Genomic DNA, 15,371 nt, shown 5'->3' on the forward strand with positions numbered 1-15,371 from the left:
TTGCTAAGGTTCCGGAATGGTCCGACCGGTCACCCGCCGAGCCTTCCTCCACGCCAGTTGCTGCGCTGCAGGGATTGCCGCCTTCGACGGGATCGCCATCGAACCTTCCTGGCTCGATGTCGCCGAGCACGATGTCCCCATCCCCCGGCTCCCGGCCGCGCTTCAGGGGTTTCGGATAGCTCACCTCTCTGACATCCACCTGCGCGCGCTGGGCAGCGTCCACGAGAAGGCCATCGACGCCATCCGCGGGCTGGCGCCCGATCTCGTCGTGCTGACCGGCGACGCGATCGAGGGCGAGGGCGCGCTCGGCGTGCTGGAGGAGTTCTGCCGCAGCCTCGCCGCGCCGGGGCGTGAGGTCCTCGCCACCGTCGGCAACTGGGAACACTGGGGGCACGTCCCCTTGCAAAGGCTGAGCGAGGTGTACGCGCGCGCCGGAGCCAGGCTCCTCGGGAACGAGTCGGTGCTGCTGAAGCGCGGCGTCTCCATCGTCGCGACGGACGATTTCTGCAGCGGGAACGCCGATCTGCGAGCCGCCCTGGCGAACGTGCCGTCCGCTCCGGTTCGGCTCTTTCTCACGCACGCGCCCGGCGTCTTCGAGACGCTCCCTCCCGGCGCGCCGCGCTTCGATCTGGGCCTCGCGGGGCATACGCATGGAGGACAGATCCGAGCGCTCGGAACGGCGGTGTGGGTTCCGCCTGGATCGGGCCGATTTCGTTCGGGTATGTACGACACGGCCCATGGAAGGGTGTACGTGAGCCGCGGTGTCGGCACAAGCGTCCTTCCTGTGCGGTTCACATGTCGGCCAGAGCTCCCCGTGTACCGGCTGATCGCCGGGTGATGTCCTGCCCGACGACGGATGGCCGGGGGTGAGCCGCCCGGAGGCCGTCAGTCGCGCTTCGGCTCTGCGGAGAGCGCGTTCAGGCGGCACGCGACCGACAGCGAGAGCCCCACCTCCAGCAGCGAGATGGGCCGCTGCTCGATGGCCCCCGGCGGCGCGCAGTCCACCAGCAGGAGCGGCGCCGACGCCGCCTGCGCCGCCTCCGCGAACGATCGCGCCCTCCGGAGCCATTGCTCGGTCAGCTGCGCGCGGTGCCCCTCCGGCTCCTTCACCTCGGCCCGAGGCTGCCCGAAGGTGGCCCCGCGCCGCCCGTCCTTCGCCGCCTGCACCGCGGCGCTCACCTCGCGCCTGACCTGCGCCACGGCTGCGGCCAGCCGGCTCCTCGCCCAGAAGTCGAGCTCGGGGGCGAGGCGCACCTCGATCACGCCGTCGACAGCGGCCGATACGGCGTCGCCCTCGCTCTCCGCCTTCTCGGTGAAGACCGTGGTGAACGACGCGCCCAGCATCCTCACCGTGGATGCGCCGCCGGTCGCCTCCTTGAACTGCCGCTCCAGGTCCTCCACCGAAGCCTTCGCCGCGGTGAGGGCGCGCTGTGGATCGGCGTCGGTCTCCTGGAGCGCGAAGCCGAGGACGAGCACGTCGGGGCGGACGACCAGATCGGTTTGGACCGAAGCCCGGCTGGGCAACGCGGGCGCGGGCAGCCTGCTGGGCATGCTCGCCGACGTGGAGCCCAGGCTCGTCGCGTAGGAGGGGGAGAGGGCCGCGCCGGGCGCCGCCCCGGATGCGCCCCCGCAGCCGGCCAGGAGGGCGAGGGCGAAAACCGCGGTTCGCATCGGGGGCCGACGCTAACACGCGCATCGAAACCCAGCAATCGTACGGCCGGGTTGGATCTGCTGTGCACGATCTGGAAGGCGTGCCGCCGTGCCATCCGCGACGTCGACGCGGACCTTCGGCACGGGAGGCGTGACGCGAGCGCATGGCGCGCGCGTGCGCCGGGTCATCGACGTGGAGCTTGCTGCCTTTTATCCCGCCCGCCCGATCACCGTGGGGCCTTCTGGGCATATAGGACGGCCACTTTCTGACGCCTGCTGCAGGCACCGCCAAGGGGTTGCACCCCTGGGATGGAGGATTTTTGTGATGAACAGGGCACGCGGTTCGACCGCCGGCATATTGCTCGCGTTTCTCCTGGTGGGGTGTGGTTCTTCGAGCGGCCCGGAAGAACCCGAGAGCTCGGGCGGCCCGGGTGCGGGTGCGGGCAGCAGCGGGAGCGGGAGCGGAAACGCGAGCGGGAGCGGGAGTGGAAACGCGAGCGGGAGCGGGAGCGGAAACGCGAGCGGGAGCGGGACGGCAGGCAGCGGCGCGGGGACGGGCGGCTCGACCGGTTCGGACGGTGCGGGCGGCGATCCGGGCGGAGAAGGCGGCGGCGGCTCGTCTCCCGGTACCGGCGGTGGTGAGCCCGACGTGGTCGAGCCCACGTTGATCACCTCGGGCGCGAACGAGTACTGGAAGATCGGGACGCCGACGGAAGTGACGAGCGGCAATGCCGACGTGACCGTCGACGAGGCGGCAACGCAGCAGCGATGGGATGGCTTCGGCGGCTCCTTCAACGAGATGGGCTGGAACATGCTGTCGATGCTCAGCGAGGCTGAGCGGCAGCGAGCCATCAGGCTTCTCTTCGACAAGAACGAGGGCGCAGGGTTCGCCTACGGGCGCATCCCCATGGGGGCCAGCGACTATGCGATGGACCGCTATAGCCTCAACGAGAAGAAGGATGATTTCACGATGGAGAGCTTCTCCATCGCGCGGGACAAGGAGAAATTGATCCCGTTCATCAAGGCGGCGCTCGCCGTGAGGCCCGGCCTCCACCTCTGGGCCAGCCCCTGGACGCCCCCCACCTGGATGAAGAGCAACGGCGCCTTCGATGGTGGCAAGATGAAGGACGACGCGAACACCCTGAAGGCACATGCCCTGTACTTCGCGAGGTTCGTGGAGGCGTACGCCGCGGAGGGCATGACCATCGAGGCGGTCCACCCCCAGAACGAGCCGACCTACGAGACGAGGTATCCGAGCTGCGCCTGGACGGGGCAGCTCATGGCCAAGTTCATCGGCACCCACCTGGGGCCGCTGTTCGAAGAGCGCGGGATCAAGGCGCAGATCTTCCTCGGCACGATGTCCAACGACGCGGCGGACCCGGGGATCCTCAGCGCCGTGACCGGCGATGCCACCGCGATGAAGTACGTCAAGGGCTTCGGGCTGCAGTGGAACATGCGGGGCAGCGTGAACGGCTTGAAATCGCGCAACCTGCCGATCGTGCAAACGGAGCACCAGTGCGGCAACTACAACTGGAACCCTCCGGGCGTGCCGACGTTCAACCCGGACACGGCGGCGAACGATCACGCCTACGGGCAGGAGAGCTGGGGGCTCATCCGCGACTGGATCAAGGCGGGGGTGAACTCGTACAACGCCTGGAACATGGTGCTGGACCCGGTGGGGAAGAACATCGACTCGCAGCGGCCGTGGCCCCAGAACGCGCTCCTCAACGTGAAAGCCGACACGAAGGAGCTGGTACTGACCCCTGCCTACCACGTCTTCCGCCACGTCTCGCAGTACGTCGATCCCGGAGCGATGCGCGTCAACACGACCGGCGGCGACGCGCTGGCGTTCAAGAACCCGGACGGCAGCATCGTCACGGTCATCTACAACTCCGGCAGCTCCGCGAAGACGACCACCCTCGGCGTGGCCGGCAAGAAGCTCCAGTTCAGCGTTCCTGCCCGCGGCTGGGCCACCGTCAACTGGAAGTGAGGCGCGCGCGACCCGACCCGGGTCGACCTATCGCGGCCCGGACCTGTCGACAGCCTCCCGGGAGAGATGAAGCGGTGGTGCTGTCATTTGCCCAGAGAGGGTTCATATGAAGGCGGTAAGGCGGGAAGATCATTGAGATTTTCTTCCCGCCTTACCGCCTTCATGTTCAAATGACAGCACTACCGATGAAACGCAAACCGGAGGGTGTCGACAGCCTCCCGGGAGAGATGAAACGCAAACCGGAGGGTGTCGACAGCCTCCCGGGAGAGATGAAACGCAAACCGGAGGGTCTCGACAGCCTCCCGGGAGAGATGAACCTCTGGCCGGAGGGTGTCGACAGGCTCCCGGGAGAGATGAACCTCTGGCCGGAGGGTGTCGACAGCCTCCCGGGAGAGATGAACCTCTGGCCGGAGGGGCTCGACGCTCCGGAGCGTCGCCGCGCTCGGCCTTGCGAGCCTCCGGCCCCGGGGCGTTATGATCGCCCTCCATGGACGCCGCTTCCTTCCTCGCCGACATCGAGCCGCTGGCCCACCACGACCGCGTCCGACGCGTGGTGGAGCTGGGCCGCGCCGCCGCGCGCGGCGACGCCGGCGCAAGCGCGCTCCTCGGCGCGCTCTGGAGCAGCGCGCAGCCCTACGAGCGGCTCCTCGCGCTCATGAGCGTCTACGGCTCGGGCGACGGCGCGCGCGTCGTCGCGGCCGTCTCCGACCCGTCCCGCTCCGTGCGGCGGCGCGCAAGCCGCATGGTCGCCCGCTTCTGCGACGACGCGCAGGCGCTCGCGGCGCTCGGCGCCCTCCTCGAGCGGCGCACCCTCCGGCGCACCGTCGCCCAGCTCGCGCGGCGGAAGCGCCAGGCCGCCGTGGACGCGTTCCTCGGCGCGCGCATGCAGGCGGGGCGCGATCCCCTGATCGTGGATCTGCTCCCGTTCGGCTCCGAGGCGCTCGTGTCGGCGCACCGGCGCGCCATCGACGAGGCGGGCGGCCCGAGCTGCCTCGATCGGCTCGGCATGAGGCACCCCGCGGCCGCGGCGCGCTGGTTCGGGGAGGCGATCGCCCGCTCCAAGTCCCTCGACGTTCGCCTGCGCTACCGCCTCGCGCCGCTGCTCGTCCCGCTCGCCCGGCGCGCGCCCGACGCGGCGCTGCCGCTGATCCAGGCCCTCTTCGAGCGCGGCGAGGAGCCCTCGTTGCTCGCCGGCTCCCTGCACCTCCTGGCCCGATCGCGCCCGGCCGCCACGTTCGACCTCCTCAAGGCGCGCCACGAGAGCGGACGACCCGCGCCGCCGCCCGGCGTCTTCGGTGTGGTGCGCTTCGACAAGGGCGCGCGCGCGCTCGGCGCCGAGCGCCTCGATTACCTCATCCGCCACGCCTGGGGCGCGCTGAGCGACGGCAAGCTGGGCCCGCGGTGGTTCCTGCGGCTCGGCCCCGACGACCAGAAGGCGGTCCTGCGGGCCTTCCTGCTCGGAGGGGCCGGGGGCTACGGCGCCTTCCTGTTCCGCTACGTGAAGGCCGAGTCGGCCAAGGAGCAGGCGCTCCGGGAGCGGGCCTTCGCGCGCTGGTCGTGCGCGGCGCAGGCCACCGACGGCACGATCGCGCCCGAGGTGCTCGACGCGCTGCCCCGCGACCTGCGCGAGCGCGAGGCGAGGCGGCACCTCTCGAGCTGCCCGTCGCTCGTCTCGAAGCCGGACCGGCGGATGAGCTACGCGCGCCTCCTGTCCTTCGCCGAGGCGAAGGAGGCGCTCGCGCCGCTCCTCGGGCACCCGGAGGGCGACGAGCGGGCGAAGGCACAGGCGCTGCTCGTCGGGAGCGTCCTGCACGACCGGGGCGCGCTCGCGGACGCCCTCGCGAACGTGCGCGCCCGCAAGTTCGAGCAGGATCCGGTGCGGCGGGCGATGATCGGCGCCCTCGCCGCGCTGCCCCTCGGCCGGTTCGCGCAGGAGCACCTGGAGGCCGCGGGCGCCGTGGCGCAGGACGCGCTCGACGCCGCGGACCTGTCCCACGCCACGGCCTCGGCCGTGGAGCGGCTCGTGGTCCGCCTGTTCCGCGTCGACGGGGCGTGGGGGGCGCGCTGGCTCACGAAGATCCTCGCGGTGCGCGGCTCGGTCTCGACGGAGGGCCTCGGGGAGGAGCTGACCCGCGCGGAGGCCGAGCGGCTCAGCCCGGCGCTCGCGCAGCTCGCGGGCGCCTGGTGCACCGGCGAGCGGGCAGGGGCGGTGCTCTCGCTCGCGCAGAGCCTCGGCATCCGCCTCGAGGTGGTCACGCCGCTGCTCGAGGCGCTCGAGCGGCTGTCCCGCGAGCTCCCGTTCGTCGGCGTCGCGGCGGGCGCGCTCGGCCTCCTGCGCGCCCACGACAGGCCGCGGTTCGCGCGGCTCGTGCCCGCGCTGCTGGGCGAGGACAGGAGCTTCGTGCTGATCGGCGCCGTCGCGCGGCACGTGAGCCAGAAGCGCCAGGATCTCCTGGACCCCCTGCTCGACCGGGCGCAGCCCATGACCGGCAGGTTCGCGACGGGCAAGACGCGCTGGGTGCTCGACTTCGGCGGGGGCCACGGCCGCTGGACGGCGAGGCAGCAGGAGAAGTACGCCGCCGGCCTCCGCGCGCTGCTCGGCGACGAGACGTGCGATGTCCCCACGCTGCGGTTCGCGATCTCCGCGCTGGTCCGGCTCGCGTACGTCGACGCGTCGGCGATCACCCCGTTCGCCTCGGATCCGAGGCCGCCCCTGCGCGAGATGGCCATCCGGGGCCTGCCGTGGCTCGACGCCGGCCAGGGCGTCCCCGTCCTGATCGAGTGCCTGGGCGACGATCGCGCGCGCTGGGCGATCTACGCGCTCCGGAAGGCCTTCTCCGAGATGTCCCGGGAGCGGGTGCTCGCCGAGCTCCGGGCGGTGCCGACAACGAAGGTGACCGTGGCCAAGGAGGTCGTGCGCCTGCTCGGCGAGCTGGGCGGCGACGACGCCTACCGGGACCTGCTCCGGCTGGACGCCCCGAAGACGCACCGCGACGTGCGGATCGCGCTGCTCCGGGCGCTCTGGGACCACCTGGACAAGCCCGAGACGTGGGACGTCTTCGGCCGCGCGGTCCGGGATCCCGACTGGCTCGTGGCGTCGAAGCTCGCGGACATCCCGCTCGGCAGGCTGTCGACCGAGGCCGAGCGGCGCGTGGTGGGCCTGCTCGCGGCGATCCTCGGGCGGGCCGAGCCGGAGGCGCGGCTCGACCTGCTCCGGCGCGGCGCGTACCTGCCGCTCCGGGACGAGGCGCGGTCGCTCTTCCGCCGGCTGCTCGAGCACATGGCCGCGCCTGCGCCCGAGGAGGCGGCGGAGGCGCTGTCCGCGGCGCTCGCCAGGATGCAGCCGGGGGAGGTCGCGATCGTCGTCCAGCGGCTCGCGGAGCTCTCGCCGAGGCGCCGGCACCTCGTGGCGTTCCTGCCCGCGCTCTCGGCGCGGCTCGGCTCGTACGCCGCGAAGCACCACGTCGCCGTCGGGGAGGGGCTGCTCGCCGCGCTCAAGGAGGACGCCCTGGCCGTGCCCCAGTACCTGGGGCTCGCGGCGCGCCTCCTTCCCTGGAAGGCGCTCGGACAGGCGCTCGTCGAGCTCGGCCGGCGGGACCTCTTGCACCACGACGCGATGGTCGCGGCGATGGCCGCGGTGCACGGCTGCGTCCACCCGTCGCAGCTCGAGCAGGAGCTCCGGGCGAGCCCCGATCCGCGGCTGCGCCGGCTCGCGCTGGAGGCGCTCGTGCAGGCGGCGTCGCCGAAGAACGGCTGGACCGCGGAGCGGCGTGAGCTGCTGGCAGAGCGCTACCGGAAGGACCCGTCCCCGGCCGTGGCGGGGCCGGCGTCGTTCGTCATGCCGCCGTGAGGCGGGGAGCGGCGGGCGGCGCTACGGCGAGCTCGAGGCGGCGTCCCCCTCGAATAGGTCCCATCCCTCGGGGGGTTCGGGTATGCCGAGCGCACCGAGCACATCGCGCGCATTTTGCTGGATCGCGGCTGGCACGGTCGTGGCGGGCGTCCAGGCGGCGACGAGATCACGGAGCTTGAGGGCGTAGGGTTCGGCGTTGATCGTGGCTTGATTCCCCTCCGCTCGGGGGGATTGCTTCGTCTCCGCGATCACCTCGAGATAGGCATCGATGCACCGGAGCACTTCTTCACGGCTCGGAAGGCTCTTCGCCCTGGCGATGACCCGGGGCGCAGCGAAGGCAGCCATCGTGTTGGCGAACCCCGCGGTCACCGTGGCGTGCTTGCGTGTGCGGTCCATCATGGCCTGGAGCTGCGCGGGCGCGGGGTCGACACGCGCGGGCGCTCCTGCCGCTCCTCCTTGAACGGTCTCTCCGCCTCGGCTGCCCGTCGCCTCTCCCGCGCCGTTCGCGCTGCGCGATTCGGGCGGCTCAGCCGCGGCCGGCGAGCTGTCGCCAGGGGCTCTGCACCCTCCCGCGAGCACGGAGAGGGCAGCGGAGAGCGCGGCGGCGCCGGCGATGTTCATCGAGTACGCGGTCGGCATGAGGGGCTCCCGGATCTGAATCAACGCTTAAATTGCTTCGGCGGCCACTGGCCTTTGAGGATGGCCGGCACACCCTCCGGCCAGAGAAGCGAGTCCTCGTACTTGATCCCGTCTGCCTCCGGGTCTTCGTGTGCATCCCACCCGCACGCGGGCGGCTTGATTCCTTCATGTTCGATGAGAGCCCGGGAAATGTCCACCATCTCCTGGGCCAAATCAGGCTGCGTCCAGCGCTCGAAGAGCTCGCGCAGTCGCATCGCGAGCGGCAGGCGGCGCTCGTAGTGTACGGGTTGAAACTGCGACGCCGTGTGGTGGCCGCCCTTCTTCACGTAGGAAATGTAGAGGTCCAGCATGCGCAGGATGTGCTCGCGAGGAGGTACGCGGCTGAACGTCCTGTAGATGCGCGGTGAGGCGAAGGCCCATATCCAATAAGTGGCGTTGATGGCGTCGGCCGTGTCCTCGGTGTTCTCTCTATCCTCGCCGCTCATAAGTGTTAGTGTGTCTTTCTCTTCTTTTTTTTTTTCTTTGAGGTGGTCTTCGTTGTTTCTCGCTTACCAGTAGGTGCAGTGCTTTTTGCCGGGCCCAAAGTGCGAAACCAGGATGAATGCTCCAGCGACATGGTTGCCGTGATTAAGGCAGCCGTAAGCACACACGGACTTGAAGACGAGGTTTCCGAGCCCCCACGGGCACCAGGGGCATGCGCCTTTATCGCAATATGTCACCATGCAGAATGCCTGCTCGCCGTTGCTCAACGGACACTCGGTGGTCTGGGGGCACGAATACGGCTCATCGAAGCACGCGAAGTTAGGGTAGATCCCGTCGTTCGCGGCCAGCGTGACCGCCTCCGGCGTCTCCATCCAGGTGCGCGCCGCGTCCCAACCGGTCAGTGCGTACTGCTCGGTCAGCGATGCGATCGCCCCTTCATCCACGGCCGCTGGATCGAGCACCTGGGATTCGACGAGGCTCGCGACCATCACCGCCGCGTAGGAGGTCGCCATCGTCTTGAGGGCGAGCTCTTGGGGCTCGACGTTCAGCAGGTCCTCGTAGGCCTGCTCCTCCGGGGACGACGTCTCGTCGTCGACGTCATCGGTCTCCGAGCCCTCGCCGGGATCGCCGTGCTCGTCAGGGTGCTCCGCCTCGTTGTTTTCTGCCGCCTCGTCCTCTGCCTCGTTTCGATCGGACGGTCGGAGGTGGATGGTGCATCCTGGCGCCAGTCCGGCAAGCATCCCTCCCATCAACACGACCGCGAGCGCTCGACGCATCCCTCGCTGCATGCTGTCCTCCTTGGCGCCGGCATCCTATTGGGACTATCGGAGGGCGTCCATGGATCCCCCTCCCGACCCACGTGTCAGGCTTCTCCTGGATCTGCGCCCCTCTTCGTCGCGGCTCGGCGAGCTCGAGCAGGAGCTCCGGGCGAGCCCCGATCCGCGGCTGCGCAGGCTCGCGCTGGAGGCGCTCGTGCAGGCGGCGTCGCCGAAGAACGGCTGGACGGCGGAGCGGCGCGAGCTGCTGGAGCGCTACCGGAAGGACCCGTCCCCCGCCGTGGCGGGGCCGGCGTCGTTCATCATGCCGCCGTGAGGGGGCGCGGCGCGCGGCCGTGAGGCGGCGCGCGGGGGCGAGCCCCTGGCAGGGCTCACCTCACGACGACAGCGCGGCCATCGGCGGTGTAAATCACCGCCTCCGCCATGGCGAGGTCGGCCATCGGTGGCGCCGGTTCGATCGGGCGGCGGCGATCCGCCCTCTCGTGCTTCGTCGAGCGTACGAACGGCCAGAAGAGCTGCTCGGCCCAGGGCTCGACCGGAGCGCCCTCGGGGAGCCCGAAGCCCTCCTGGCGCGCGTGCGGGATCATGAGCGTGCCGTGGATCCAATCGAAGCAAATGAGGGCGGCGCCATAGTTCTTCGTGGCATTGCCGAAGCGGCCGACCCCGTGGTGCACATGGTGCGTGTCGGGCAGCGAGACGATGCGCTCGAGGATCCGCATGACAGGGCGCGTGGAGCGGCTCCGCTGGAGGTGCAGGTCCCAGCGGAGATCGCTGTGCTCCGCCAGCACGATCATCGTCCTGAAGGCCAATCCCACGATATAGACGCCAGGGTGGCCGAGCCAGACGACGAGCGGGGCCATCCACGTGCCCGGCAACAGGACATGCCAACTCCAGTTCTCCCGGTACGTGACCGCGATGTTCATGTTGCGCGGCACGTGGTGCGGCTTGTGGATCCGCCAGAGCCAGGGCAGCTCATGGCTCTTGCGGTGTACCCAGTAGATCCCGTATTCATCGAGGAGCACGTAGATCGGGAACACCAGCCAGGAGCTCACGCCGGCGAGCGCGCCCTCGGAGGCGGGCCAGAGCGCCCCGAGCGCCCAGGTCACGGCGACGAAGGACGCGCCGCGGATCACGAGGTAGGCGCCGACGGACACGAGGCTCGCGCCGAGCTCCCGCATGGTGAGCACGCCTGTGCGCCGATACAGGCCGAGCGCGAGCTCGAGGGCGGCAAAGAGCGCGAGGAAGACGAGGACGAACACCGTACCGTGGAGCATGAGGGCTCTCCTTTCGAGCGTCGTGGCCTGGCTCAGGCGACCGCAGCGGCGGCGTGAGCCACCGAGCCGCGGTCCAGGAATCTGTCGTGATGCAAGTGCATCCGCGGGATCTCGCCGCGCAGCACGTCGAGCACGGCGTCGATCATCCCGGGCGGCCCGCACACGTAAGCCGCGCAATCGGCGTGGCCCGCGGCGACCTCACGCAGGTGGTCGGTGACGTGCCCCTTACGCCCTGTCCAGCTCGAGCCTTCGGGCTCGTGCGAGAGCACGGGGATGAAGACGAATCGACCTCGCCATCGCTCCTCGATCGACGCGATGGCGTCGAGCGCATAGAGATCCTGCCGGGTGCGCGCGCCGACGACCAGCGTCACGTCGCGGGCGAGCCCATCCGAGAGCCCCTGCTCCAGGATCGCCTTGATCGGAGAGAGCCCCGTGCCTCCTGCCACGCAGAGGAGCGGCCGATCGGCCTCGTGATAGCGGAAGCTGCCGTGGGGCCCCGAGAAGCAGAGGCGCGCGCCCGTGCGATCGGCCCCGAAGAGCCAACCGGTGAAGGCGCCGCCCGGCACGTGGCGGATATGAAAGAGCGCCCTGCGCGGCGAGGCCCGACCCGGCGCCTCGGCGAACGAGTAACAGCGCGGCTCGCCGAGCCCGGGAACGCCGGGGACCGTGAGCTGCGCATACTGCCCGGCCACGTAGCGGACGTCCGAGGCGAGGTCGACCTCGAGCGCGAGGACGCTGGGCGCGAGCCGCGTCACGCGCGCGACGCTCGCGTCGATCTGCGCCGGCGCTCGATCCGTCGCGCGCCGGCGGCCCACCCCCGGGACCTCGACCGCCACGTCCTCCGACACGGCCAGGCTCTGGCAGGCGAGCACGAAGCCGGCAGAGATCTCCTCGGGCGCGACGTGGCGCGAGATATCGCTCTTGAGGCGGATATGCCCCTTGATGAGGCGGCACTTGCACGTGCCGCACTCGCCCACGCCGCACATGTGTGGAAGCGGGATGTTCCCGCGCACGGCTGCGCTGAGCAGCGTTTCTCCTGCCTCGATACGGGCCGAGCGATCGCTGCCCAGGAGCTGGAGGGTCCCGGCTCGACCCCTCGTCCGGCCGCCGAATGAGATGGCTTTCACGATGTCATGGCTCCCTGTTGCACGTGGCTTCATGGAGGCGGCCACCGAAAAGCCCAATCAGCAGATGGTATGAGGCAGATTGCCGGCGTGAATATTCCGCGGAATCCATGGCCGCCCGCCTCTTGCCGGCCGAGCCCGCCCGCATGAGGCGCCTCAGACGCGGCTGCAGAGCTCGATGAGGGATCGCCGGAGCCACGCGTGGGCCGGGTCGCCGTCCTGACAGGCATGCCACATCATGAACAGCGGGATCGGCTGGATGGGGAGCGGACAGCTCACCACCCGCACGGGGAAGTGCTGCTCGAACAGCCGCGCCAGGGGGAGCGGCAACGTGCAGACGAGGTTCGACTGCGAGACGATGAACGGCATCGAGAGATAGCGGGGGACCTGCACCCGCACGCACCGGGCTCGCCCAACGGCGGCCTGGATTTGCTCTGCCAGGTTGGTCTGGCCCTCGCGCGGCTCGATGATCACGTGCTCGAGCGCCATGTACTCGTCGAGGGTCAGCGAGGGGCCCACGGTCGGATGATCCTGGCGCACCAGCGTGACGAACTCGAGGTCGAGCACGCGCGTTCGCCGGAACTCCTCGCCCGGGATGGCGATGTGATCCAGGACGAGCTCGATCTTGCCGAGCCGCATCTCGTTTTGCAGCGAGGTCCCGGGCTCGCGACAGAAATCGAGCCGGACGCGGGCGCCGAGCTGCTCGAGCCACTGCAGAAAACGAGGCAAGAGGAGGGCCTCTCCGATGTCGCTGATCCCCAGCCTGAAGGTACGGCTCGCCGTGCAATCGAAGGCGCCGGTGTGGGCGAGTGATGCCTGGATCAGGTCGAGCGCCTTGCGGATCGGGCCGGCGAGCGCGAGGGCGCGCGGCGTCGGGGCCATCTCCTTGCCGCGGCGCACGATGAGATCGTCGTTGAACAGGAGGCGCAGCCGGTTCAACGCGCTGCTCACGGCCGGCTGGGTCATGCCGAGGCGCTCGGCCGCCCGCGTCACGTTGCGCTCGTTGAGCACGGCGTCCAGCACGGTGAGCAGGTTCAGGTCCACGGCGCGCAGGCGAGGCAGCGGCGGTGCGTTCATGCGGGGAGGGTAGCGCTGCCCCGACAGGCGTCGCCGACCTCCACGGCGGGGTAGGCCGGCGCCGACTCCGCGCGGAGAAGGAGCCCTCCGCGCGCGGCGCTACGGCGAGCTCGACGCGGCATCTCAACGCGTTGCCGGCGTAGCGCCCGAGGGCGCCCCCTTCGCTCAGAGCATGTCCGTTGGCGTCGTCAAGGGCGTATCGCGCGGCCCGGCCCATCTCCGGAACCGCCGACACGCCCTCCAGAGCGCGGTGGGGCCACCGCGGGTCGTTACTGGCAGGCGGTCCCGTCGGCCAGCGCGAGGCACTCGTCCGGGTCCTCGAACGCGCGGCTCACGTGGAGCAGCCGGCAAGAGACCATGTCGCCGCCCTCGGCGGTCGCCACGGAGTAGCGGGAATCGTGGGCGGCTCCCGTCATCGTGCTGCACTCGCCCTGACACGCCGCGCCCCAGCCCTCGTACGCCTCGCCGAGGGCCTCCTTGCAGGCCGCCTCGAACAGCGTGCAGTACGACACGCAGTTGCCCGTCACGCCCGAGCCCGGCTCCTCGACCCCGCAATGGCCGTCTCCGCCCGGCCCCGTATGCGGGCAGTGGGTCGTCGGCGCCAGCATGGCGCTGTAAGCGTGGTACTTGCGGCAGCCCACGGTGTTCTCGACCCGGTCCTCCGTCGCGCCGGGAGGGAGCGCCGCGCAGACCGCGAGGCACTGCGCTCTCGACTCGTAGACGGCCAGATCGCCCGTGCACGACGTCATGGCCACCTGGCAGAAGTCCTCGCAGCTCGGCGCCGTCCCCTCCGGATCGCCGCAGGGCTGCACCGGCGTCAGGCTCGCGTGCGGGCAGTGCTCCTCGGGGTCCACCGTCGCGGAGCTCACGTGCACGAGGCGGCACTGCAGCGTGTCGCCGTCGTGGTTCTCGATGACGTCGAACGTATCCACGTCCTTGAGCCCCGCGCACATGGCGACGCACTCCTCCTCGGTGGCGACCTCGAGCGTGCACGCCGCGGCCCGCAGCGCGCAGTAGCTCTCGCAGTTGCTCCCGCACTCGCCGTCTCCGCCCGGGCCGGCCGCCGGGCAGTGCACCCCCACCTCGCCGGTGGCGCCCGCCAGCTCCGCCTGGCGGGCGCGGCAGGCGACCGTGTTGTCCACGGGCTCCAGGGGATCGCCCGCCGGGAGCAGCGCGCACACGCCCTGGCAGGTCGCCAGCGTGGCGTAGACCTGGTGCTCTCCCGTGCAGTTCGCCATCACGTCGGCGCAGTACGACGCGCATTGCTCGCTCACGGGCGCCTGCCCGCCCCCCGTCTCCGTGCTGCCCGGGTCGAAGGTGCGGTCCTCGATGCCGGCGATGGCCTGGCAGCCGAGCCACGCGAGGCTCGAGAGCGGGGCGAGCAGGGCGAGCGACAGGAGCCCTGTCATGCGTCTCATTCGAACGTACCTCCCACGCGCAACCCGACGTTGCGCGCGTCCACGAACGCCCCCACCTGGACGGGCGGGGCCTGCCTCGGCGCGACGACGAACACGAGGACGGCGCCGCCGATCGCCGCCGCCGCCCCGAGCCCGAACGCCACGTTCGACACGGTCGCGGCGCTCTTGGCCTCCTCGGTCAGCGTGACGCCGCGCTCGTCCTCGCACGTGCTGCCGCCCTTGCAGTAGCCCTCCGCGTCGCTGTTCTTCGAGATGGCCTTCACGCCGAAGAACGTCCCGACGCCGAGCCCCACGACGCCCGCGCCGCCCACGACGAGGCCGATCAAGTGCGCCGTGTTGCCCCCGGACGCCGCGGGCGCCGGCGCCGGCGCAGGGGCGCCGCGCGCCGGAGCGGGGCCTGTCCCTTGGGCGGGCGGCGGCGCGGGGGGCGCAGGCGGCGGCCCCTCGAGCCGCTTGAGCGCCGGGACATCGACGCTCGCAGGGCCCTTCTTGTCGCCCCCGAGCTTCACGGTCGCCGTCCAGGTCTCGTGGCCCGGGGCGCTCGCCTCGATCGCGATCTCGCCCGGATCCACGGGGATCGCGACGCCGAAGACCGCAGGATCGACCGCCCTTCCGGCGGAGCGCACCTTGAAGCCCTCGATCGCGAGGTTCTCCGCCGCGACGCCGATGCTCAGCTTCGACAGGCCCGGCTCCAGCCGGGCCGCCCTCGCCTGCGCCTTGCGGGCGCGGTCGGCTTGCCCCGCGGCCTGCGACTCCGACATGGCCTGCCGGAACGTGGCCCAGGCGCTCGCCGTGCGGCCGGTGTTCTCGTAACACTCGGCCAGGTAGAGGAGCGTGCCGATGCCCGGATCGATGCGCTGGCTCTGCTCCAGCCTCGGGCACGCCTCCGCGCTGCGCCCCTGCTTCATCAGGTCGAGCGCCGCGTCGAAGAGCGCCTCCGCCGTCGCCTTGTCGGCGGCGCTCGGCTCCGCCCGCGCGGGGAGCCCCCCGGCGAACAACGCCGCGCACAGACCCAGGCCGACGCAGTGTGCGATGCTTCGCTGACGACGTTTCGTACGCCTCATACGTCCCGTGTTCTCCTCCAAGCTGG

13 protein-coding genes are annotated in these 15,371 nt (G+C 70.9%); 4 read left to right on the forward strand and 9 right to left on the reverse strand.

The window, feature by feature from the left end; all coding sequences use genetic code 11:
• Positions 1-16 precede the first annotated feature (16 nt).
• Entirely contained in the window at positions 17-838 is an 822-nt protein-coding gene (locus WMF27_RS09240) for a metallophosphoesterase (protein WP_437769289.1), read from the forward strand.
• A 47-nt stretch (positions 839-885) separates the two neighbouring features.
• Here the strand turns inward: WMF27_RS09240 and WMF27_RS09245 are convergent, their stop codons facing one another.
• Positions 886-1,671, reverse strand: a complete 786-nt coding sequence (locus WMF27_RS09245; protein WP_437769288.1) for a hypothetical protein — start codon at positions 1,669-1,671, stop codon at positions 886-888.
• 304 nt (positions 1,672-1,975) lie between these two features.
• On the opposite strand from WMF27_RS09245, the gene WMF27_RS09250 reads away from it, so the two are divergent.
• Entirely contained in the window at positions 1,976-3,640 is a 1,665-nt protein-coding gene (locus WMF27_RS09250) for a glycoside hydrolase family 30 protein (protein ID WP_437769287.1), read from the forward strand.
• A gap of 487 nt (positions 3,641-4,127) precedes the next feature.
• Complete coding sequence (locus WMF27_RS09255; RefSeq protein WP_437769286.1) at positions 4,128-7,490, forward strand: HEAT repeat domain-containing protein; 3,363 nt, start codon at positions 4,128-4,130, stop codon at positions 7,488-7,490.
• Positions 7,491-7,511: 21 nt separating this feature from the next.
• On the opposite strand, the gene WMF27_RS09260 is transcribed toward WMF27_RS09255, so the two are convergent.
• From WMF27_RS09260 to WMF27_RS09270, 3 genes are all read right to left on the reverse strand, one after another.
• The gene (locus WMF27_RS09260) at positions 7,512-8,129 is read right to left on the reverse strand and encodes a hypothetical protein (RefSeq protein ID WP_437551409.1); all 618 of its coding nucleotides are present in this window, start codon (positions 8,127-8,129) and stop codon (positions 7,512-7,514) included.
• Positions 8,130-8,149: 20 nt separating this feature from the next.
• Positions 8,150-8,614, reverse strand: coding sequence for a hypothetical protein (locus WMF27_RS09265; RefSeq protein WP_437769285.1), 465 nt, complete (start codon positions 8,612-8,614; stop codon positions 8,150-8,152).
• A 63-nt stretch (positions 8,615-8,677) separates the two neighbouring features.
• Positions 8,678-9,400, reverse strand: coding sequence for a hypothetical protein (locus WMF27_RS09270; protein WP_437769284.1), 723 nt, complete (start codon positions 9,398-9,400; stop codon positions 8,678-8,680).
• A 49-nt stretch (positions 9,401-9,449) separates the two neighbouring features.
• Here WMF27_RS09270 and WMF27_RS09275 point away from each other — a divergent pair, with 49 nt between their 5' ends.
• On the forward strand, positions 9,450-9,704 hold the full coding sequence (locus WMF27_RS09275; protein ID WP_437769283.1) for a hypothetical protein: 255 nt from the start codon (positions 9,450-9,452) through the stop codon (positions 9,702-9,704).
• 55 nt (positions 9,705-9,759) lie between these two features.
• Here WMF27_RS09275 and WMF27_RS09280 read toward each other — a convergent pair whose 3' ends face one another.
• The 5 genes from WMF27_RS09280 to WMF27_RS09300 all read right to left on the reverse strand — a co-directional run bounded on the left by WMF27_RS09280 (position 9,760) and on the right by WMF27_RS09300 (position 15,345).
• Positions 9,760-10,662, reverse strand: coding sequence for a sterol desaturase family protein (locus tag WMF27_RS09280; RefSeq protein ID WP_437769282.1), 903 nt, complete (start codon positions 10,660-10,662; stop codon positions 9,760-9,762).
• Between the two features lie 32 nt (positions 10,663-10,694).
• Positions 10,695-11,789, reverse strand: coding sequence for a 2Fe-2S iron-sulfur cluster-binding protein (locus WMF27_RS09285; protein ID WP_437769281.1), 1,095 nt, complete (start codon positions 11,787-11,789; stop codon positions 10,695-10,697).
• Between the two features lie 153 nt (positions 11,790-11,942).
• Positions 11,943-12,863: a LysR family transcriptional regulator gene (locus WMF27_RS09290; protein ID WP_437769280.1), complete on the reverse strand. Its 921-nt coding sequence runs from the start codon at positions 12,861-12,863 to the stop codon at positions 11,943-11,945.
• 269 nt (positions 12,864-13,132) lie between these two features.
• The gene (locus WMF27_RS09295; RefSeq protein WP_437769279.1) at positions 13,133-14,281 is read right to left on the reverse strand and encodes a hypothetical protein; all 1,149 of its coding nucleotides are present in this window, start codon (positions 14,279-14,281) and stop codon (positions 13,133-13,135) included.
• Entirely contained in the window at positions 14,278-15,345 is a 1,068-nt protein-coding gene (locus tag WMF27_RS09300) for a tetratricopeptide repeat protein (RefSeq protein WP_437769278.1), read from the reverse strand. The genes WMF27_RS09295 and WMF27_RS09300 overlap by 4 nt, the downstream gene beginning before the upstream one ends.
• Positions 15,346-15,371 lie beyond the last annotated feature (26 nt).

It is taken from the genome of Sorangium sp. So ce281 (assembly GCF_051527395.1).
GTDB lineage: Bacteria > Myxococcota_A > Polyangia > Polyangiales > Polyangiaceae > Sorangium > Sorangium cellulosum_B.